The 20894-nt window shown below is 72.2% G+C and carries 20 protein-coding genes and 1 riboswitch; of the genes, 7 read left to right on the top strand and 13 right to left on the bottom strand.

Going from position 1 to position 20894, the window contains the following annotated elements:
* Window positions 1-2 precede the first annotated feature (2 nt).
* From ACFYXS_RS09525 to ACFYXS_RS09510, 4 genes are all read left to right on the top strand, one after another.
* Window positions 3-1364, top strand: coding sequence for an aspartate aminotransferase family protein (locus ACFYXS_RS09525; RefSeq protein WP_389245631.1), 1362 nt, complete (start codon window positions 3-5; stop codon window positions 1362-1364).
* A gap of 222 nt (window positions 1365-1586) precedes the next feature.
* A complete protein-coding gene (locus ACFYXS_RS09520) occupies window positions 1587-2312 on the top strand; it encodes an ABC transporter ATP-binding protein (RefSeq protein ID WP_384286591.1) in 726 nt (241 codons plus the stop codon).
* A complete protein-coding gene (locus tag ACFYXS_RS09515; protein WP_389245628.1) occupies window positions 2294-3448 on the top strand; it encodes a hypothetical protein in 1155 nt (384 codons plus the stop codon). Before ACFYXS_RS09520 ends, ACFYXS_RS09515 begins: the two co-directional genes overlap by 19 nt.
* Window positions 3449-3578: 130 nt before the next feature.
* Window positions 3579-4706, top strand: coding sequence for an LOG family protein (locus ACFYXS_RS09510; RefSeq protein ID WP_389245626.1), 1128 nt, complete (start codon window positions 3579-3581; stop codon window positions 4704-4706).
* 165 nt (window positions 4707-4871) lie between these two features.
* Here ACFYXS_RS09510 and ACFYXS_RS09505 read toward each other — a convergent pair whose 3' ends face one another.
* From ACFYXS_RS09505 to rlmN, 4 genes are all read right to left on the bottom strand, one after another.
* Window positions 4872-5900 carry an ABC transporter ATP-binding protein gene (locus ACFYXS_RS09505; RefSeq protein ID WP_389245624.1) on the bottom strand — a complete coding sequence of 343 codons (1029 nt, stop codon included), beginning with the start codon at window positions 5898-5900 and terminating at the stop codon, window positions 4872-4874.
* Complete coding sequence (locus ACFYXS_RS09500; protein WP_389245846.1) at window positions 5900-7531, bottom strand: ABC transporter permease; 1632 nt, start codon at window positions 7529-7531, stop codon at window positions 5900-5902. Before ACFYXS_RS09500 ends, ACFYXS_RS09505 begins: the two co-directional genes overlap by 1 nt.
* A 59-nt stretch (window positions 7532-7590) precedes the next feature.
* Window positions 7591-8667, bottom strand: a complete 1077-nt coding sequence (locus ACFYXS_RS09495; RefSeq protein WP_389245622.1) for a thiamine ABC transporter substrate binding subunit — start codon at window positions 8665-8667, stop codon at window positions 7591-7593.
* A riboswitch (TPP riboswitch) is annotated at window positions 8659-8763 on the bottom strand. Its footprint overlaps the gene before it by 9 nt.
* Before the next feature lie 69 nt (window positions 8764-8832).
* Window positions 8833-9939, bottom strand: coding sequence for a 23S rRNA (adenine(2503)-C(2))-methyltransferase RlmN (gene rlmN, locus ACFYXS_RS09490; RefSeq protein WP_389245620.1), 1107 nt, complete (start codon window positions 9937-9939; stop codon window positions 8833-8835).
* Between the two features lie 311 nt (window positions 9940-10250).
* Between rlmN and ACFYXS_RS09485 the strand changes: the two genes are divergently transcribed.
* Entirely contained in the window at window positions 10251-10742 is a 492-nt protein-coding gene (locus tag ACFYXS_RS09485; protein ID WP_389245618.1) for a hypothetical protein, read from the top strand.
* Between the two features lie 190 nt (window positions 10743-10932).
* On the opposite strand, the gene ACFYXS_RS09480 is transcribed toward ACFYXS_RS09485, so the two are convergent.
* Together ACFYXS_RS09480 and ACFYXS_RS09475 are read right to left on the bottom strand one after the other, a co-directional pair.
* Entirely contained in the window at window positions 10933-12213 is a 1281-nt protein-coding gene (locus tag ACFYXS_RS09480) for an MFS transporter (RefSeq protein WP_389245616.1), read from the bottom strand.
* A gap of 149 nt (window positions 12214-12362) precedes the next feature.
* Window positions 12363-12941 (bottom strand): TetR/AcrR family transcriptional regulator, encoded by a 579-nt coding sequence (locus tag ACFYXS_RS09475; RefSeq protein ID WP_389245614.1) that lies wholly within the window; start codon window positions 12939-12941, stop codon window positions 12363-12365.
* Window positions 12942-13264: 323 nt separating this feature from the next.
* Between ACFYXS_RS09475 and ACFYXS_RS09470 the strand changes: the two genes are divergently transcribed.
* A complete protein-coding gene (locus ACFYXS_RS09470) occupies window positions 13265-14530 on the top strand; it encodes an APC family permease (protein WP_389245612.1) in 1266 nt (421 codons plus the stop codon).
* 149 nt (window positions 14531-14679) lie between these two features.
* The gene (locus ACFYXS_RS09465; RefSeq protein WP_389245610.1) at window positions 14680-15150 is read left to right on the top strand and encodes a hypothetical protein; all 471 of its coding nucleotides are present in this window, start codon (window positions 14680-14682) and stop codon (window positions 15148-15150) included.
* 7 nt (window positions 15151-15157) lie between these two features.
* Here the strand turns inward: ACFYXS_RS09465 and ACFYXS_RS09460 are convergent, their stop codons facing one another.
* From ACFYXS_RS09460 to rpsB, 7 genes are all read right to left on the bottom strand, one after another.
* A complete protein-coding gene (locus ACFYXS_RS09460) occupies window positions 15158-15481 on the bottom strand; it encodes a DUF6233 domain-containing protein (RefSeq protein WP_389245608.1) in 324 nt (107 codons plus the stop codon).
* A gap of 87 nt (window positions 15482-15568) precedes the next feature.
* Window positions 15569-16036: a DUF1348 family protein gene (locus ACFYXS_RS09455; RefSeq protein ID WP_389245606.1), complete on the bottom strand. Its 468-nt coding sequence runs from the start codon at window positions 16034-16036 to the stop codon at window positions 15569-15571.
* 84 nt (window positions 16037-16120) lie between these two features.
* Window positions 16121-17041, bottom strand: a complete 921-nt coding sequence (locus ACFYXS_RS09450; RefSeq protein ID WP_389245604.1) for a phosphatidate cytidylyltransferase — start codon at window positions 17039-17041, stop codon at window positions 16121-16123.
* 233 nt (window positions 17042-17274) lie between these two features.
* Window positions 17275-17832, bottom strand: coding sequence for a ribosome recycling factor (frr, locus tag ACFYXS_RS09445; RefSeq protein ID WP_319660044.1), 558 nt, complete (start codon window positions 17830-17832; stop codon window positions 17275-17277).
* 142 nt (window positions 17833-17974) lie between these two features.
* Window positions 17975-18745 carry a UMP kinase gene (pyrH, locus tag ACFYXS_RS09440; protein ID WP_389245602.1) on the bottom strand — a complete coding sequence of 257 codons (771 nt, stop codon included), beginning with the start codon at window positions 18743-18745 and terminating at the stop codon, window positions 17975-17977.
* A 164-nt stretch (window positions 18746-18909) separates the two neighbouring features.
* Complete coding sequence (gene tsf, locus ACFYXS_RS09435) at window positions 18910-19746, bottom strand: translation elongation factor Ts (protein WP_389245600.1); 837 nt, start codon at window positions 19744-19746, stop codon at window positions 18910-18912.
* A 116-nt stretch (window positions 19747-19862) separates the two neighbouring features.
* A complete protein-coding gene (rpsB, locus tag ACFYXS_RS09430; protein WP_389245598.1) occupies window positions 19863-20804 on the bottom strand; it encodes a 30S ribosomal protein S2 in 942 nt (313 codons plus the stop codon).
* Window positions 20805-20894: the final 90 nt, after the last annotated feature.

The raw sequence follows: 20894 nt of genomic DNA, 5'->3' as shown, positions 1-20894 counted from the left end.
CCATGAGCGCGGACCTTTCCAAGACCGCGTACGACCACCTGTGGATGCACTTCACCCGCATGTCGTCGTACGAGAACGCCCCTGTGCCGACCATCGTGCGCGGCGAGGGCACGTACATCTACGACGACAAGGGCAAGCGGTACCTCGACGGGCTCGCGGGCCTGTTCGTGGTCAACGCCGGTCACGGCCGGGTCGAACTCGCCGAGACCGCCTACAAGCAGGCCCAGGAGCTGGCCTTCTTCCCGGTCTGGAGCTACGCCCACCCCAAGGCCGTGGAACTCGCCGAGCGGCTGGCGAACTACGCCCCCGGCGACCTGAACAAGGTCTTCTTCACCACCGGCGGCGGTGAGGCGGTCGAGACCGCCTGGAAGCTGGCCAAGCAGTACTTCAAACTCAAGGGCAAGCCGACCAAGTACAAGGTCATCTCCCGCGCCGTCGCCTACCACGGCACCCCGCAGGGCGCCCTGTCCATCACCGGCCTGCCGGGCCTGAAGGCCCCCTTCGAGCCGCTGGTCCCCGGCGCCTTCAAGGTGCCCAACACCAACATCTACCGCGCCCCGATCTTCGGCGACGACCCCGAGGCCTTCGGCCGCTGGGCGGCCGACCAGATCGAGCAGCAGATCCTCTTCGAGGGCCCCGACACCGTCGCGGCCGTCTTCCTGGAGCCCGTGCAGAACGCCGGCGGCTGCTTCCCGCCGCCGCCCGGCTACTTCCAGCGGGTCCGCGAGATCTGCGACCAGTACGACGTGCTGCTCGTCTCCGACGAGGTCATCTGCGCCTTCGGCCGGCTCGGCACCATGTTCGCCTGCGACAAGTTCGGCTACGTCCCGGACATGATCACCTGCGCCAAGGGCATGACCTCCGGCTACTCCCCCATCGGCGCGTGCATCATCTCCGACCGCATCGCCGAGCCCTTCTACAAGGGCGACAACACCTTCCTGCACGGGTACACCTTCGGCGGCCACCCGGTGTCGTCCGCGGTCGCCCTGGCCAACTTCGACATCTTCGAGCGCGAGCAGCTCAACCAGCACGTCCTCGACAACGAGGGCGCGTTCCGCGCCACCCTGGAGAAGCTGCACGACCTGCCGATCGTCGGCGACGTCCGCGGCAACGGCTTCTTCTACGGCATCGAGCTCGTCAAGGACAAGGCCACCAAGGAGACCTTCACCGACGAGGAGACCGAGCGCGTCCTGTACGGCTTCCTCAGCAAGGCGCTCTTCGAGAACGGCCTCTACTGCCGCGCCGACGACCGCGGCGACCCGGTCGTCCAGCTCGCCCCGCCGCTGATCGCCGACCAGTCGACCTTCGACGAGATCGAGGGCGTCCTGCGCACGGTGCTGACGGAGGCCTGGACCAAGCTCTGACCTGGTGTCGGGGACTCGGTTCGCCTCCTGGGCGCTCCCGGCCGGTGCGCGGACACCGGCCGGGTTCTCCTTCGGCCCACTCGCGGGAAGCCCACCAGGTCACAACAGCTAGGCCGCACGGGTGGCCGCGCGCGGGATGCCCCACGGCCACCGCGGCCCGGGGGCCCCGGGCGCGTAGCGTGCCCCAGTGACCCGGACTCCCCGCGTTCGTTAGAGGCCAACGTGAACCCACCCGACAACGACGTGCTGTGGGCCCGCGGCCTGCGCCACACGCACGACCGCTCACCCGCCCTGCTCGGTGTGTCCCTGGGCGTGCGGGAAGGCGAGATCCTCGGCATCCTCGGCCCGCACGGCGCCGGGAAGACGACCCTGCTGCGCTGCCTGTCCGGCGAACTGCTGCCGGAGCAGGGCGAGGTGTGGTTCAACAGCGCACCCGTGCACACCCTCGGCAGCGCCGCGCGTGAACGGCTGCGCCGCGAGCGGTTCGGCTGGGTCGAGAGCACTCCGCAGCTGCTGCCCGAACTGACGGTCCGTGAGAACGCCGCGCTGCCGCTGCTGCTGGCCGGCATCCCCTACCGCACCGCCCGCGCCGCCGCCCAGGACTGGCTGGACCGCCTCGACATCGGCGGCGCCGCCCGCAAGCGCCCCGGCCAGCTGCTCCAGGCCGAACGCCAGCGCGTGGCGATCGCCCGGGCCCTGGTCAACCGGCCGGCCGTGGTGTTCGCGGACGAGCCGACCGCCCCGCTGCACCGCGCCGACCGCTCCCAGGTGCTGCGCATGCTGACCAGCGCCGCGCGCTCGCACGGCATCACGGTCGTCCTGGCGTCCAACGAGCCCGAGGTCGTCTCGCTCGCCGACCGGGTCATCACCCTCATCGACGGACGCCCCGTCGCGGGCATGCCGCAGCAGGACCGGGAGGGCGCCGACTCGTGCTCAGCCTCCGTGTAGCGCTCGGCTCGCGGCCGGCCGTCCTCGCACGCCGGCTGCTGGTCGTGGCGGCGGCCGCGGGCACCGGCTTCCTGCTGCTCGCCACCTTGGGCCACGCCCTCACCCACACCGGGGACACCGCCCGCGGGCTGCTCCGGCTCGCGTGGTGCGCCGTGCCGTTCGCCGCCACCGTCCACCTGTCGGTGTTCGTGGCGCGGACGGAGCCGAGCGGGCGCCTGCACGCCGGCCTGTCCGCGGCCGGGCTCGGACGGCATGGACTGCCCCTCCTGGGCGCGGCGAGCACCGCGCTCAGCACCGGGCTCGGAGTCCTGCTCGCGCTGCTGACCTTCCTCCACCTGCGCGGCGACCTGCCCGGCTCGCCGCTGAGCGGCGCCGCCGCCGGACCGCTCGGCGCGGACCGCCCGCTGCCGGTGGTGGGCGCGCTCACGCTGCTCGCCCTGGTGCCGGTGGTCTCCGCCGTGGCGACCGCGTACTGCCTGCGGGCAGCGCGCACGGCGGCCACCGACGAGGCGGTCGTCCGCACGCCGCCCACCGGGCTGCCCTGGGGAGCGGCGCTCACCACGATCGGCCTCGCCGTCGAGATCACCGCCGCCCACGACGCGCGCCGGGCCGCGAGCGGCACCCTCTTCCCACTGCCCGGCGGCCTCGGCGGGGTCGCCCCGGCCGTCGCGGGCGGCTGGATCCTCATCGCCATCGGCCTGGTCCTCGCCATGCCGGGTCTGCTCCACGAGTGCGGCCGCCTCCTGGCCTCCTGCCGGCCGACCGCGCTGCGCCTGCTCGCCGGGCGCGCCCTCCAGGAGGAGGCCCCGCGCGTCGGACGGCCCCTTGGAGTGCTCTGCGCGGTGTGCGCCGCCGGCCTGGCCACGACAGCCCGGCTCGACGCGGGCGCCGAGCCGCTCGGCCCGCTGACCGTCCTCGGCGCCACGCTCGTCGCCGTCGCGGCCGCCGCCACCGCGCTCACCGCGACGGTCGACGCCAAGCGGGCCCGGCGCCCCTCGACGTCGGCCCTCACCCGCCTCGGCGCGCCCGCCTCCCTGCTGCGGTCCGCCGCCACCCTGCGCACGACCACCGCGCTCGTCCTGGTGGCCCCGGTCACCTGGCTGGTCTCCCACCTCGGCACCCTCCCGCTGCCGTAGTGGGCCCCGGGCCCGGCACCGTCCGGACCCCACGATGAACCGGGGCGCCCGATTCCCCTCCTCGAACCGGGCGCCCCTCATCCCCCGGTCCCCCGACCCCCGGCGGACCCGTGCGCGGGCGCTCGCTATCGTGGCGGGCGTGCAACAGCCGCCCCGCGACATCGAGATCGAGACCCTGGACGAGTTCGACCGCGTCGCCGCGTCGGGCTCCCTGCGCGGACACCGCGTGCAGTCGGTCGATCTGACGACCCGTACCTTCGCCCTGCTCTCCGCGGACACCGCCGAGGCCGTGTTCCTCGGCTGCCCGATGGAGCCGGAGGCCGCCGCGCACGTCCGTTCCACGGGCGCCCTGGTCTTCCCGCCCGTCCCGGAACTGCCCTTCGACCCGTACCGGGGCTCGCTCTACACCCCGGACGCCCTGTACGAGGGCCTGACCGGCCCCGACGGGTACGACGCGACGCCCGACGCGCACGCGTACCAGTGGTTCCTGCGCACCCGCGACACGGGCGACATCCTCGGTTCGATGCTCCGCAGCATCCACGACGACGCCGTCTCCGACGCCTTCGACGAACTCCTCGCCGGAGCCCGTGTCGTCGGCGTGATGGGCGGCCACGCCATGGCCCGGGGCACCGACGCCTACGCGGGCGCGGCCCGCCTCGGCCGTGCGCTGGCCCGCGAGGGCCTGACGGTGGCGACCGGCGGCGGACCCGGCGCCATGGAGGCGGCCAACCTCGGGGCCTACGCCGCTCCCTTCGACGACGCGATGCTCAAGGACGCGCTGGACACGCTCGCGCAGGTCCCGTCCTTCCGGCCCTCCATCACCGAGTGGGCCCGCGCGGTCTTCGCCGTGCGCGACCGCTACCCCGGCGGCGGCGCGTCGGTCGGCGTTCCGACCTGGTTCTACGGTCACGAGCCGCCGAACGCCTTCGCCGCGCACATCGCCAAGTACTTCGCCAACGCCACCCGCGAGGACGGCCTGCTGGCCCGCTGCACCGCGGGCGTGGTGTTCCTCCCGGGCGCGGCCGGCACCGTGCAGGAGATCTTCGACAACACCACGCCCAACTACTACGAGTCGAACGGCGCCCCGCGCCCCATGGTGCTGGTCGACGAGGAGCACTGGACGACCCGCCTCCCGGCCTGGCCGCTCCTCCAGTCGCTCGCCGCGGGCCGCAGTATGGCGCCGCGCATCGCGCTGGTCGACTCCATCGAGGACGCCCCCAGGGCGCTGGCACGCCTGTCGGCGGAAGCGGACCGGTAGACCTGCGTCCCGGCCCCCGCGGTGCGGGGGCCGGCCGGGACGCGATCGCGCACCAGGCGGCGGACACGACCCGCCCCTACTGCCGGGGCGCGGACCCGAGCCGGCGTGTCGCCCGGCGCCACCCGGCGCCGGTCCACCCGCACTCGCTCGTCCGGTGCACCGGCCTCAGGAGTCCCCGAGCACGACGATCTCGTCGGCGCCGAAGGCGACGCCGACCGTCTCCCCTTCGGCGGGCGCGTCGCGCAGGGCGCACGCGGCCTCCAGGCGCGGCCCACCGGCGGGCTCCAGCAGGAGGGTGACCTGGTCGCCGCGGAAGGTGCGGGCGACCACCGTGCAGGGCAGTCCCTGTTCCGCGGGCACGAGCCGCACCCCGGCGGGACGCACCAGGAGCCGGCCGGGCCCCTGCGGCGACCCGGGCGGTACGGGGATCTTGCCCCAGGGGGTGTCGGCGGCGTCGCCGATGACGGTCACGGCCGGCACGTTGCCGAACCCGAGGAAGCGGGCCACGAACTCCGACGCGGGCCGGCGCCACACCTCCAGCGGCGTGCCGGCCTGTTCGACGCGCCCGTCGCGCATGACGACGACGCGGTCGGCGAGCGCGAAGGCCTCGCCCTGGTCGTGGGTGACGGCGAGCACGGTCGTGCCCAGCCGGCGGAAGAGTTCCCGCAGTTCGACCACGAGACGTTCGCGCAGCCCGCGGTCGAGCTGCCCGAGCGGCTCGTCCAGCATGAGCAGTCGCGGCTCGGGCGCGAGCGCGCGGGCCAGCGCGACCCGCTGCTGCTCACCGCCGGACAGGGACGCCACGGCACGCCGCTGCGCGCCGGGGAGTCCGACCAGCTCCAGCAACTCCCCCACCGCGCGCTCGCGTTCACCTCGTTCCGTGCCGCGCACGCGCAGGCCGAAACCGACGTTGCCCGCGACGTCGTGCTGCGGGAAGAGCTGGTGGTCCTGGAACATCAGGCCCACCCCGCGCCGGTGCACCGGCACGCCCGTCTGGTCCCGTCCGCCGAGCAGGACGCGCCCGGCATCCAGCGGCTGCAGACCGGCCACGGCCCGCAGCATCGTGGACTTGCCACCGCCGCTGGGCCCGAGCACGCACACGGTCTCGTGCTCGGCCACGTCCAGGTCCACGGCGTCCAGGGCGGCCCGTCCGCCGAAGCGCACGGTCGCGCCGTCCAGTCGCAGCAGGGCCATCAGAACTCCCCCGAACCGTCGTCGCTGTGGACGCCGTGCATGCGGATACGTTCCAGCGCCAGCAGCGCGCCCGCGCACACCAGCATGAGCACGGTGCTCAGCGCCATCGCCTGCCCGTGGTTGAGCTCGCCCGCCCGGCCCAGCAGCCGGGCCACCGCGACCGGCAGCGTGGGGTTGTCGGGCCGCGCGATGAAGACCGTCGCCCCGAACTCGCCCAGCGAGACGGCGAAGGCGAAGCCCGCCGCCACCAGCAGGGACCGCCGCACGAGTGGCAGGTCCACCTCGCGCCACGCGCGCAGCGGCGACGCGCCGAGCACCGCGGCCGCCTCGCGCAGCCGCTCGTCCACGGCACGCAGCACCGGCAGAACGGTGCGCACCACGAAGGGCACGCCGACCAGCGCCTGGGCGAGCGGTACGAGGATCCACGAGGACCGCAGGTCCAGCGGGGGTTCGTCGAGGGTGATCAGGAAGCCGAAGCCGATGGTGACGGCCGAGGTGCCCAGCGGCAGCATCAGCAGCGCGTCGAAGCCGCGGACGAGCCGACCGGCGCGCCGGGTGAGCGCGGCCGCCGCCAGACCGCCGACGACCAGGGCGATCGCGGTGGCCGCGGCGGCGTACTCCAGTGAGTTCCACACCGCGCTCACCGGCGCGACCCCGAAGGTGCCGCCACCCGCGCCCGCCGAGCCGAGCGCGCGGTAGAAGTCCAGGCCGTAGCCGTCGGGGCCGTCCAGCGACCGCTCCACCAGCACGCCGAGCGGCACCAGGATCAGCAGCGCGGCCGGCCCGAGCGTCCCGGCCAGCAGCGCCCACTCGCCCGTGCCGCGCGGCCGCCTTGCCGTTCCGGCCGGGTCGACCAGCCGCAGCGCGCTCTCGCGGCGGCGAACGGTCCGGGCGTGCACGGCCAGGATGCCGGCGACGGCGGCGAACTGGACGATCGTCAGCACGGCGGCCGTCGGCAGGTCCAGCAGTTGGGCGGTCTCCCGGTAGATCTCCACCTCCAGGGTGGAGTAGGTGGGCCCGCCGAGGATCTGCACGACACCGAAGGAGGTGAAGGTGAAGAGGAACACCATGACCGCGGCCGCCGCCACGGCCGGCGCGAGCGCCGGCAGCGTCACGCGCCGCCACGCCGAGAACCGCCCGGCGCCCAGTACCCGCGCGGCCTCCTCCTGCCGTGGGTCGAGCTGCGACCACAGGCCGCCCACGGTCCGTACCACCACGGCGTAGTTGAAGAAGACGTGCGCCAGCAGGATCGCCCACACCGTGGTGTCCAGGCGCACCCCCCACAGCTCGTCCAGCAGTCCGCCCCGGCCCAGCAGCGCGAGGAACGCCGAGCCGACGACCACCGTCGGCAGCACGAAGGGCACGGTCAGCACCGCCCGCAGCAGGTGCCGCCCGGGGAAGTCGAAGCGCGCGAACGCATAGGCGCCCGGCAGGGCGATCGCCAGGGTGAGCACGGTCGAGGCGGCCGCCTGCCAGCAGGTGAACCACAGCACGTGCAGGATGTCGGGGTCGCCCAGCACGTCCGCGAACCGCCCCAGCCGCCACCGGCCGCCCTCGTGGAGCCCGCGGGTGACGATGGCGGCGACCGGATAACCGAAGAACACCGCGAAGAAGGCGGCCGGCAGGGCCATCAGGCCGAGTCGCACGGCGTGCGGCCGCAGGGCCGCCGCCTTCTTCCGGGGCGCTCCGGTTACTTCAGCACGAGCGAGGACCACGTCTTGACCCACTGCTCACGGTTCGCGGCGATCCTCTTCGGCTCGACGGTCGCGGAATCGCTGATCACCGGCGCGTACTTGGTGAAGACCTCGGGCAGCTTCGCGTCGTCCCGGGCGGGGTTGACGAACATGGTGAGCGGCATGTCCTCCTGGAAGGTGCGGCTCAGCAGGAAGTCGACCAGCGCCTTTCCGCCCTCGGTGTTCTTCGCGCCGTCCAGCAGCCCGGCGAACTCGATCTGCCGGAAGCAGGTGGCCGTGGCCACGCCCGTCGGGCCCTCCTCGGGCTGCTCCTTGAGTGCGAGCACCTCGGCGGGCGGGCTGGACGCGTACGACACGACCAGCGGCTTGTCGCCCTTGCCGCCGCCGGCGCCGGAGAAGTCGTCGTAGTAGGCCTGCTCCCAGCCGTCGACGACCTGGACGCCGTTGGCCTTCAGCTTGGTCCAGTAGTCCTGCCAGCCCTCGTCCCCGTACTTCGCGGTGGTCGCCAGCAGGAAGGCCAGGCCCGGGGAGGAGGTCGCGGCGTTCTCCGTGACCAGCAGGTCCTTGTACGCCGGCTTGACCAGGTCGTCGAAGGTCTGCGGGACGGGCACCTTGTGCGCGGCGAACCAGGCGCGGTCGTAGTTGACGCACACGTCGCCGAAGTCGATGGGCGTGACGCGGTGCTCGGCGGCGTCGAGTTGGAGGGCGGCGGGGACCTTGTCCAGGTCCTTCGCCTCGTACGGCGTGAACAGGCCGTTGTCCAGGGCGCGGGAGAGCAGGGTGTTGTCCACGCCGAAGAAGACGTCGCCCTGCGGATTGCCCTTGGAGAGGACGGCCTGGTTGACGGCCGCGCCCGCGTCGCCGCCGCGCAGGACCTTCACCGTGTATCCGGTCTGCTGGGTGAAGGCCTTCAGCACGGCCTTCGAGGCGGCGAAGGAATCGTGGCTGACCAGAGTGACGGTCTTGGAACCGCCACCGGCGGCGGAATCCTCGCCTCCGCCACAGGCCGCGAGGGACGCGGCGCCGAGCGCGACAACGAGGGCGGTGCCGGCGGCACGCCGGATGGTGCTCATCAAGTGACTCCCTACGCCGGTATGACCCGGATCAGGTTCGAGGGTCTGCGGCCGTGCCGCACTCTCAGCGCTGTGTGCGCTCCCCTGTCGGATGTTCTTTTGTCGACCGTTCACGGCCGTTCACGGCAAACCGCCGCAATCGACCGTCACCCTAGCAAGCGCCTCTCAGCGCTCGGAAGCCGCCAACTGCCCGCAGGCCCCGTCGATCTCCTGGCCCCGGGTGTCCCGCACGGTCACCGGCACGCCGTGCGCCTCCAGCGCCGCGACGAACGCCCGCTCGTCCTCGGGCCGCGACGCCGTCCACTTCGAACCCGGCGTCGGGTTGAGCGGGATCAGGTTGACGTGCACGCGCTTGCCCTTGAGCAGCCGGCCCAGCAGATCGGCGCGCCAGGCCTGGTCGTTGATGTCCCGGATCAGCGCGTACTCGATCGAGACCCGGCGCCCGGACACGTCCGCGTAGTGCCACGCGGCGTCCAGCACCTCACGCACCTTCCAGCGCGTGTTCACCGGCACCAGGGTGTCGCGGAGCTCGTCGTCGGGCGCGTGCAGCGACACCGCGAGACGGCACTTGAAGCCCTCGTCCGCGAACCGCAGCATCGCCGGCACCAGGCCGACCGTGGAGACGGTGATGCCCCGCTGCGACAGCCCCAGGCCGTCCGGCTCGGGGTCGGTCAGCCGGCGGATGGCGCCCACCACCCGCTTGTAGTTCGCCAGCGGCTCGCCCATGCCCATGAAGACGATGTTCGACAGCCGCGCCGGCCCGCCCGGGATCTCCCCGTCGCGCAGCGCCCGCATGCCCGCCACGATCTGGTGCACGATCTCGCCGGTGGACAGGTTCCGGTCCAGCCCGGCCTGCCCGGTCGCGCAGAACGGGCAGTTCATGCCGCAGCCCGCCTGGGAGCTGATGCACATCGTCACGCGGTCCGGGTAGCGCATCAGCACCGACTCGACCAGCGTCCCGTCGAACAGCCGCCACAGCGTCTTGCGCGTCGTGTCGTTGTCCGTGCTGCTGTGCCGCACGACCGACATCAGGTCCGGCAGCAGCCCCTCCGCCAGCTTCCCGCGCGCCGCCGCCGGAATGTCCGTCCACGCGGCCGGGTCGTCCGTGTACCGCGCGAAATAGTGCTGCGACAGCTGCTTGGCCCGGAACGGCTTCTCCCCCAGCTCCGCGACCACCTCCCGCCGCTCGTCGGGCGTGAGGTCGGCAAGGTGCCGCGGCGGCTTCTTGGCGGCGCGCGGCGCGACGAAGGTGAGTTCTCCGGGTACAGGCATGGTCCATCCAGTGTCGCAGATCGTTTGGGGCCTCCCCGTTCGGCCGGGTGAGGCTCCCGTCACTCTCAGGCGTCCTCCGTCATCGCCGCGCGATCCCGCACGGCTCCGGGACGGCCCCGGTGGCGATCACTCGGCAGACTTCGACCACTGGCCCCGTCGCACCTCGCCCGCGACGCGGACTCGCGGAACAGGCGGCTCCACGTCGAAAAATCGGCAGCCGGCGAAGGGGTCGGGACACGAGTAGCTGGTTCTGCGCTCCGCAGTATGCGCGGAACGCACGCCACGGCATCAGCCGGCGGGAGGGGAGAGCGATGCCTGAGCAGGACGGCAAAGTCGGCGTCTGGTACGTCGATGCACAGGGTCTCGTCCTGGGCTACGCACTGACCGTCATCCCCGCGGTGGCGGCAGTGGTTCGCCGGCTCTCCGTTGCCATCCACCGGGATGCCGAGCACGTGTCATCCGCGGCCCTGATCACGGCGATCGCCGTCGGCGCCGGGCTGTTCTCGTGGTGGAACCTGCTCCGAGTGCGGTGGGAACTCACCGCTGACATGATCACCATGGTCAACCCCTGGGGAACGCAGCGTCTTCCGTGGACCCGTGTCAGCGCGCTCACGCACGGGAGTTGGGGCGCGCGGTTCCATACGGTCGAAGGGGTCACGTGCACGGCGTACGCGCTCAGCGACCTGGCCGCAGGCCGCCGCCAGGACAGGCGATTGGCGGAACTCCAGCGGACAGCCGGACTCCGACTCCGGGAAAAGCGCCCCCTCAGGAGCGAGGGGGAGCGATCGCGTGACGAGTCCTAACCGCCCACGATCATGAAAAAGGAGAGCGGCGAGCCGATGATGCCGCCAATGACGAGCTCCAGATGAGCAGGAACGGGCCCGGACCGGGCTCTGTCTGGCCCGCGATGGTCATCACCCGTGCATCCTCGACGCCGTCACGGAGATCGGTCAACGGTCGCCGACGTCGTCATGGCGCCGGGGCACGGCATGCTCACGTACGGTCGAGGATTTCGGGGACGCCGTCCGCCGCGCGCTGCGCGGCCGGGGCCGAACGGGCCACGGCACCACCGGTCTTACGGGATCCGGGACGCCGCGTGCGCGACAGCATGACCAGGCCCAAGAGGAGCGCCGCGGCGAAGAAGGCGCTGAAGCTCGCGGCGCCGGTGAGCAGGCCCGCCGGCAGTCCGTGCGCGGTGACGACCCAGCCCAGCACGGGCGCGCCGACACCTTGGGCGAGGTAGCCGACGAGGTAGCCGCCGGACACCATGCTCGCGCGGTCGCGCGGCGCGGCGTAGGTGTTGAGGACGGTCAGCCCGCCGGCGAAGTCGAAGGCGTAAGCCGCGCCCGCGCACGCGGACGCGAGGAAGAAGACCGCCATCGAGTGGGTGGCGCTGGTGACGACGAAGAGCCACACAGCGGCGACCGAGACCACCGCGCCGACCGTCACCAGGGTCCACGGCCCCAGACGCCGGGCCAGCAGGGCGCTGACCGCGATGAACGCCGCGAACACCGACAGCAGCGCGCCGGTGACCAGGGCGTTGGTCGAACCCGCCAACTGGTGGGCGATCTTCGCGCCGAGCGGCAGCACGATGGCACCGAGGAGGAAGGACGACGCGAACGCGACAGCGCCGGCGGCGAAGACTCCCCGGTTGCCGCGGGGGATCGCGATCGCGCGCACGCGCCACCGGATGCTGGACCCGTTCGCGGAGTGCTGCGGTATGCCGGCGACGAAGCAGACGACGACGGCGATCACGGCGGCGAGGACGAAGAAGTTCAAGTGCAGCGGGAAGGGGGCGTACTGGGTCAGTGCCCCGCCGACCAGCATCGCCAGCGCGATACCGGACGCGGAGACGGCCGTGCCGACCGATCCGGCACGCGCTTCCTTGCCCGGGGCGCTGAACTCCACCATGGCCACGCTCGCCGGGCTCAGCGACAGGCCGACGCCGAGGCCCATGAACGCCCGTCCGGCCAGCAGCCAGGGGACGCCGTCGGCGAACGCGAAGAGGAGCACCCCGGCGAGTTCGGCCAGCAGTCCCAGCAGCATGGCGGACCTCCGTCCGATGTGGTCGGACAGGTCGCCGAAGAGGATCAGCACGGGGATCAGCGCGATCGGGTACGCGGCGAAGATCCAGGTCACCGTGGTCGTGGAGATGTGCCAGTCGGCCTGGTAGAGCGGATAGGTCATGGTGGGGCACGCGCTGGTCCAGAGCGCGAGGGCGACGACGGCGCCCGCGGTCCAGAAGGCGGCACGGGCGTTGAGGAAGGGTTGCATGGAATCACCATTCTTGAACTCAAGGTACAAAACTAAGGCGGACGGGACCCCGGGCAGGGGCACACAAAGGGGTTCGCCGGAGCCAGAAGGGCCGCCGCCGGAAGCCGGGGGCCCGGCAGCGGCGGTTGCGGGGCAGTGGAGGCAGGCGGTCAGAGGGAGTCGATCACCGCGTCGATGATGCGGGCGGGCCGCTCCGGCCCCTCGGCGACGCGCACCGCGAGCCGCAGCCCCGCCACGGTGTTCTGCAGCATGGCGGCCAGGCCGTCGGGGTCGCGTTCGGGCGAGATCTCGCCCGCGCGCTGACCTTCAACGACCACGGCGCGGAAGGCGCTCTCGATGTGCGCGAAGGCACGGAGGACGAGATCGGTCGCCACCTCGTCGGTCCGCACCACCTCGGCCGCCGTGTTCACCGCCATGCAGCCGCGGCGGTCCGGGTCGGCCAGATCCGTCCGCACCACGGCCTCGAGAGCCCTGCGCAGGCGCACCTTCGCCGGTCCGGGTTCCTCGAGCGCCCGCAGCAGCACGCTCGCCTGCCGTTCGCGGTAGCGCCGCAGCGCCCGCTCGAACAGCGCGCGCTTGCTGCCGAAGGCGTTGTAGAGGCTGCCTTTTCCGATCCCGAGGGCGTCCACCAGGTCCTGGGGCGTGGTGGACGCATAGCCCTTCCGCCAGAACACCTCCATGGCCTGTTCCACGGCGACGTCCGGGTCGAACTGCTTGGGCCTGGTCATGCGGGCGACCCTAACACGTAATTGGACCTCCAGGTCAAATAAGATCGGGAGGCCGCCCCGCGCTCACGCGGGCCCCGGTTCCTGGGGCTCCTCGGCGTCGAGATCGGACCGGACGTCAGGCGGAACGACACCGACGGACCGCCCGTAGGAGTCCAAGAGGTGACCGAGGAGCTTGACGTGCCGCAGCGTGATCACCCGGTCGGCGCCTGAGACCGTCACACCGCCGCGCGCCCGTGGTCGCGGGCCGTCCACCTGGTGCGGATATCGTGCGCCGGTACTGCGACACGGGCCGGCTCCTGCAGCGGCGGACTGAGGAGTGAGTGATGAGCACGTCGGCCACCACCGGCACCGGAGAGCTGAAGCGGCGCCTGGGGGTGGCCGATGCCGTGCTGATCGGGCTCGGGTCGATGATCGGCGCCGGGATCTTCGCGGCTCTCGCCCCGGCCGCCTCCGTGGCCGGGTCCGGGCTGCTGCTCGGCCTCGCCCTCGCGGCGGCGGTGGCGTACTGCAACGCCACCTCCTCGGCCAGGCTGGCGGCCCGCTATCCGCAGTCGGGTGGCACCTATGTGTACGGGCGGGAGAGGCTCGGGGAGTTCTGGGGCTATCTGGCCGGCTGGGGCTTCGTCGTCGGCAAGACCGCCTCCTGCGCCGCGATGGCCCTGACCGTGGGCTCGTACGTCTGGCCGGGCCAGGCCCCCGCGGTCGCGGTCGCCGCGGTGGTCGCGCTCACCGCGGTGAACTACGCCGGGGTGCAGAAGTCCGCGGTGCTGACCAGGGCGATCGTCGCGGTGGTCCTGGCGGTGCTCGCCGCGGTGGTCACCGCCTGCCTGACCTCCGGCACCACCGAGGCGGCCCGTCTCGACGTCGGCGCCGACGCCACCTTCGGCGGCGTCCTCCAGGCGGCCGGGCTGCTGTTCTTCGCCTTCGCCGGGTACGCGCGCATCGCCACCCTCGGCGAGGAGGTCCGCGACCCCGCGAGGACCATCCCCCGCGCGATCCCGCTGGCGCTCGGCATCACCCTGGTCGTCTACGCGGCCGTCTCCGTGTGCGTCCTGCTCGTCCTGGGCCCCGCGGGCCTCGCCCGCACCGCCGCTCCCCTGGTCGAGGCCGTACGGGCGGCCGGGGTGCCCGCGCTGGCGCCCGTCGTGCGGGCCGGCGCGGCGGTGGCCGCGCTCGGCTCGCTGCTCGCCCTGATCCTGGGCGTCTCGCGCACCACTTTGGCGATGGCCCGCGACCGGCACCTGCCGCACGCCCTCGCCGCCGTCCACCCCCGCTTCCAGGTCCCGCACCGCGCCGAACTCGCCGTCGGCGTCGTCGTCGCCGTCCTGGCCGCCACGACGGACGTGCGCGGCGCGATCGGCTTCTCCTCCTTCGGCGTGCTGGCCTACTACGCCATCGCCAACGCCTCCGCCTGGACCCTCACCCCCGCCGAGGGCCGTCCCGCCCGCGTCGTCCCGGTCGCCGGCACGGCCGGCTGCCTCGTGCTGGCCTTCGCGCTCCCCTTGGCCTCGGTCCTGACGGGCGCCGCGGTGATCGCCGCCGGCGCGGCCGTGTACGGACTGCGCAGAGCGGCGACCCGTCGCGCCTGACGGAACGGCCCGCGACCCCCGCGTCCCGGGACGCCCCAACACCGTCCCGCGGTGCGCCCGTTCAGGACCGCGCGCACCGTGACAGTCCTGTTGCCGGAACTGTGGGCTCCGTCACAGCCGTCCTGATCCCGCGCTGATGGACTCGCCCGATGGTCTTCCTGCTGCTCGTCCCGGCCGGCCTCGTCTCCGTCCTCGCCCTGGCCGGCTACGGCCTCGGCACCCTCGGCCGGTCCGGGGTGCGCGGCGCCGGACGCGAGGTGCGACTCAGGTGCGGCGCCACGCTGCTGGGCGCCTGCGCAGTCGCGATGTACACCTGGGGCCTGCTGAACGTCGCGGGAGCCGTCATCGAGGCGGAGGACGGCGGTGCCGATTCGGCACCGCTGCGCCCCTGCAGGTCACCGGGCCCGTGGGAGCGGGCGCTGCACGTCGTGGGCTACCGCGTGGAGTACGTGCCGCTCGGCTTCGTCTGCGAGACGAAGGACGGCGGCAGTTACGCGGCCGCGTCCGTGCCGGGCTACGTCAACCCGGCGGCCGCGGGCTTCGCCCTGGGCGCGGTCGTGTGCGCCGGCGCCGCCGCCGTCGCGTCGGAGCGCCGCGCCCGGGAGGTACAGGCCGCGTAACACCCCGTCAGAACCTGGCGGCGTGGCGGTCCGGCCGGCAGATCGCGCACGCCGTGACGTCCGGCATGCCGAGGGCGATCTCCAACTCCTTGGCGCTGAGCCGGCCCCCGCCGGGAACGCGGCAGTCGTCGCGGTGGACGACGCCGCGGCCGGGGCCGCCCTGGGGGTCGGCAACGCTCTGCAGGCGCCAGGCCCGGGCGGCCGCGGGGCGCCGTTGGGGACGGATACCGGCCTCCGCCTTCCGGATCCGGGCGTCCACGGCGTCGATCTGCAGCTGGAGGTACAGACGGATCACCCGCAGACGTTCCAGATCCGATGGAAGCTCGTACACGCGTTCGAGACTAGCCGCACGGGGACCGCCGGGCCAGCACGGGTCCGCGGTGACCGGGCTCCCCCGCGGCGCCGGGTCCCGCGCGGCTCAGAACCCCAGGTCGGACAGGCTCGGGTGATCGTCGGGGCGGCGTCCGAGCGGCCAGTGATAGGCCCGGTCCGACTCCTCGATGCGCAGGTCGTTGATGCAGGCGTGGCGGACGCGATTGAGGCCCTGGTCGTCGAACTCCCAGTTCTCGTTGCCGTAGGAGCGGTACCAGTTGCCGGAGTCGTCGTGGCACTCGTAGGCGAAGCGGACGGCGATGCGATTGCCGTCGAAGGCCCACAACTCCTTGATCAGGCGGTAGTCGAGCTCGCGGTTCCACTTCCGGGTCAGGAAGTCGACGATCTCGTCCCGCCCGTCGACGAACTCCGCGCGGTTGCGCCAGCGGCTGTCCGGTGAGTAGCCGAGCGACACCTTCGCGGGGTCGCGGGAGTTCCAGGAGTCCTCGGCCATGCGGACCTTCTCGATGGCGCTCTCCCGTGTGAAGGGCGGTACCAGGGGCTTGGCGGCCATGCTCGCTCCAACGGATCGACGTCCAGGGGATTGATCAAGTCCACCCCAGGACGCCGTTGATCGCATCCGCGCGGCGCGACCCCGTCAGCCGGAGCCGACGAACGCCACCAGGAGCAGCCAGACCACCGGAGCGGTCGGCAGGAGGGAGTCCAGGCGGTCCATGATGCCGCCGTGGCCCGGCAGCAGCTTGCCCATGTCCTTGATGCCGAGATCGCGCTTGATCATCGACTCGCCGAGGTCGCCGAGAGTGGCGCTGGCCGCGACCGCGAGGCCCAGCAGCAGGCCCTGCCACCAGTGGCCGTCGTCGATCAGGTACTCCATGGACAGCGCGCCCGCGGCCATCGCGAAGGTGACGGCCCCGACCAGGCCCTCCCGGGTCTTGCCGGGGCTGATGCGCGGCGCCAGCTTGTGCGTGCCGAAGCGCCATCCCACCGCGTACGCACCGGTGTCGCTGATGACCGTCAGCAGCAGGAAGACGAAGACCCGCCACGGACCGTCGTGCGCGGCGAGCATCATCACCACGAAGGTGGCCAGGAACGGCACGTAGAAGGCGGCGAAGACGCCGGCCGTGACATCGCGGAGGTAGTTCTCCGGGGGCTCGGTCATCCGCCAGACCAGGACGGCGAGCGAGGTGAGGGCCATCGCCACCCACGCGCCCTCCCCGCCGCGCGTGTAGCCGGCGACGACCATCGCGGCGCCGCCCACGGCGAGCGGGATCAACGGAGCCTTGATCCCCTTGCGCTCGGCGAGCCGGGAGGTCAGCTCCCACAGCCCCACCACGACCGCCGCCGCGACGACGGCGACGAACACGGCCTTGACGATGAAGAGCGAGGCGAGGATGACGACGCCGAGGCCGACGCCGACCCCTATCGCGGCGCGCAGGTTCCGCCCGGCGCTCTTCTTCGCGGGGCCGCCCGGAGCCGCCGGCTGCGGCGCGGAGCGGTCGGGCCGCGCGGAGTGATCCGCCGGTTCGGGGGCGTCGTCGCGGAACAAGGGACCGCTCATACGAGTGGCCCCTTCGTCCTCGCCTCCCCAGGAGCCGGCGCGTGGCGAAGCCCCCCAGGAAGAGTCGTTCACGGAGATTCGCCTCGCGTTTTCGTCCGGTCCGGGTCGGTCGGAGGTGGGGTGGGTGGGCGGAGGAGCAGGGTCGGCGCACGGGGCGGCCGAGGTGCGGCGCCCGGGCCCGCGGGCCCGGTGCGGCCGGTTCCGGCGCGGGGGCCGGAGTCAGACGTCGGGGCTCAGACCTCGAGCAGCTCGGATTCCTTGTGCTTGAGCAGCTCGTCGATCTGCGCCACGTACTTGTGCGTGGTGTCGTCGAGCTCCTTCTCCGCCCGGCGCACCTCGTCCTCGCCCGTCTCGCCGTCCTTGACGAGCTTGTCGAGGGTCTCCTTGGCCTTGCGGCGCACGCTGCGCACGGAGATCCGCGCGTCCTCCGCCTTGCCGCGGGCGACCTTGATGTACTCCTTGCGGCGTTCCTCGGTCAGCTGCGGGAAGACCACCCGGATGATCCGGCCGTCGTTGGTCGGGTTGACACCGAGGTCGGAGTCCCGGATGGCCTGCTCGATGTTGCGCAGCGCCGAGTTGTCGAAGGGGGTGATCACGGCCATCCGCGCCTCGGGCACCGCGAAGGAGGCCAGCTGGTTGATCGGGGTCGCGGCACCGTAGTAGTCCGCCACGATCTTGTTGAACATCGCCGGGTGGGCACGGCCGGTACGGATCGCGGCGAAGTCCTCCTTGGCGACCACGACGGCCTTCTCCATCTTCTCCTCGGCCTCGAGGAGGGTCTCTTCAATCACCATGTGCTCCTGGTCTTCAGAAGGCGGAGCCATCGAGTCGGGGCCCCTGCGCGCGTCTTCCCTGCACGGTGTCCGACCGGCAGCCTGTTGTCCATCCCCGTTCCGGGCGGATCGCCGGCCGGGTTGCGGCCGGCGTCGTCCGTCAGCGGGCGCCCGTGTCGTTGACGAGCGTGCCGATCTTCTCACCCTTCACGGCCCGCGCGATGTTGCCCTCCGCGAGCAGCTCGAAGACGAGGATCGGAAGCTTGTTGTCCTGGCAGAGCGTGATCGCCGTCAGGTCCGCGACGCGCAGGTCGCGGGCGATGACGTCGGCGTACTCCAGCGCGTCGAACATGACGGCGTCGGGGTTCTTGCGGGGGTCGGAGTCGTAGACCCCGTCGACGCCGTTCTTGCCCATCAGCAGCGCCTGGGCGTCGATCTCCAGGGCGCGCTGCGCGGCGGTGGTGTCGGTGGAGAAGTAGGGCATGCCCATACCGGCGCCGAAGATGACGACGCGGCCCTTCTCCAGGTGGCGCACGGCCCTCAGCGGGATGTAGGGCTCGGCGACCTGCCCCATGGTGATCGCGGTCTGCACGCGCGACTGGATGCCCTCCTTCTCCAGGAAGTCCTGGAGGGCAAGGCAGTTCATGACGGTGCCGAGCATGCCCATGTAGTCGGAGCGTGCCCGGTCCATTCCGCGCTGCTGGAGTTCGGCGCCGCGGAAGAAGTTGCCGCCGCCGATGACGACGGCGATCTCGTAGCCCTCGCGGACGACGGCCGCGATCTCGCGGGCCATCTTGTGCACGACGTCGGGGTCGACACCCAGTCCCCCGCCGCCGGCGAAAGCCTCGCCGGAGAGCTTGAGCAGGTACCGGCGCTGGGCGTTGGAGCCGTCGCCGTTGGTGTTGTGGGCCTTGTCGGCGCCCTGATCCATGGAGATCTCCTCGTGCACGTACGAAGAAGGCCATTGCCGAGGGTTCGTGATCGTTCCCTGTAGCAATGGCCTCCTCGTCACAACTGCGGCCGGCCGCCGGTGAACGGCAGGCTGCGTACGACCCTAGCGGGGTCGTCGGTCAATCGCTTGCGCGGTTCGGACGCTCAGACGCCGACGCGGAAGCGGGCGAAGCGCTTCAGCGTGACACCGGCCTCGTCGAGGACCTTCTGAACGGTCTTCTTGTTGTCCTTGGCGAAGGCCTGCTCGAGGACGACGTTCTCCTTGAAGTAGCCGTTGACGCGACCCTCGACGATCTTCGACAGGGCGGCCTCGGGCTTGCCCTCCTCGCGGGCGGTGGCCTCGGCGACACGACGCTCGTTCTCGACCGTCTCGGCCGGCACGTCCGCGCGGGACAGGAAGGTCGGGGCGAAGGCGGCGATGTGCTGCGCGACGTCCTTGGCGACCTCGGCGTTCTCCTTGTCCAGCTCGACCAGGACGCCGACCTGCGGGGGCAGGTCCGGGCTGGTGCGGTGCAGGTAGGAGGCGACGAAGCCGTCGGTGAACTGCGCGAAGCGGTCCAGGACGATCTTCTCACCGAGGGTGGCGTTCGCCTCGTCGACGAAGGCCTGGACGGACTGGCCGTCCTTGATCTCGGAGGAGAGCAGGGTCTCCAGGTCGGCCGGCTTGCTGGCGGCGACGTGCGCGGCGATGGCGTCGGCGGCGGCCACGAACTTGTCGCCCTTGGCGACGAAGTCGGTCTCGCACTTGAGCTCGACGAGGACACCCTCGCTGTTGTCACCGGCGATCAGGGACACCACGGCGCCGTTGGAGGCGGAGCGGCCCTCGCGCTTGGTGACGCCCTTCTGGCCCTTGACCCGGAGGATCTCGACGGCCTTGTCCAGGTCGCCCTCGGCCTCCTCGAGCGCCTTCTTGCAGTCCATCATGCCCGCGGCGGTGAGCTCGCGGAGCTTCTTGACGTCGGCGGCGGTGAAGTTCGCCATGTCTGTCAGTCTCTTCTCGGAAGTCGGTGAATCCGGTGAGTCCGGCGGTTCTACGGACGGACGGCGGGGGCCGGAGCCCCCGCCGTCCTCACACGCATCGGAAGGCGGGCGAGGCCTCAGGCCTGCTCGGCGTCGGCGTCGGCAGCCGGCGCCTCGACGGTCTCGGCAGCAGCCTCGGCCTCGGCGGCCGGGGCGGCCTCCGCAGCCGGCGCCTCGGCGGCGGTCTCGGCCGGAGCGGCCTCGGCCTCAGCGGCGGCCGGCTCGGCGGCGGACTCGTCGGCCTTGGCCTTGTCGCCCTCGAGGAGCTCGCGCTCCCAGGCGGCGAGCGGCTCGCCCTCGGCCTTGTCACCGGTGGCGGCACCGGCGCCGGAGCGGGCGATGAGGCCCTCGGCGACGGCGTCGGCGATCACGCGGGTGAGCAGGGTGACGGAGCGGATCGCGTCGTCGTTGCCCGGGATCTTGTAGTCGACCTCGTCGGGGTCGCAGTTGGTGTCGAGGATCGCGACGACCGGGATACGGAGCTTGCGCGCCTCACCGACGGCAATGTGCTCCTTCTTGGTGTCCACGATCCAGACGGCGCTGGGCACCTTCTGCATCTCGCGGATACCACCGAGCGTCTTCTCCAGCTTCTCCTTCTCACGGGAGAGAACCAGGAGCTCCTTCTTGGTGAGGCCGGAGGCGGCCACGTCCGCGAAGTCGATCTCCTCGAGCTCCTTCAGGCGCTGCAGGCGCTTGTAGACCGTGGAGAAGTTGGTGAGCATGCCGCCCAGCCAGCGCTGGTTGACGTAGGGCATGCCGACGCGGGACGCCTGCTCGGCGATGGCCTCCTGCGCCTGCTTCTTGGTACCCACGAACATGATGGAGCCGCCGTGCGCGACGGTCTCCTTGACGAACTCGTAGGCGCGGTCGATGTACGACAGCGACTGGAGCAGGTCGATGATGTAGATGCCGTTGCGCTCGGTGAAGATGAAACGCTTCATCTTCGGGTTCCAGCGGCGGGTCTGGTGCCCGAAGTGGACGCCGCTCTCCAGCAGCTCCCGCATCGTGACGACGGCCATGGCCGTACTCCTAGATGTACTCGGTTCTGAGCGGCCACCGGACGGCGGCCGCGCCTGACGCCCCGAACGCGCCATGCCACAAGGGACCGA

This window comes from Streptomyces sp. NPDC002574, from assembly GCF_042889545.1.
In the GTDB taxonomy this organism is placed as follows: Bacteria; Actinomycetota; Actinomycetes; order Streptomycetales; family Streptomycetaceae; genus Actinacidiphila.
Note: the sequence above shows the minus strand (reverse complement) of the source record. Positions and strands in the feature narration are given on the sequence as shown.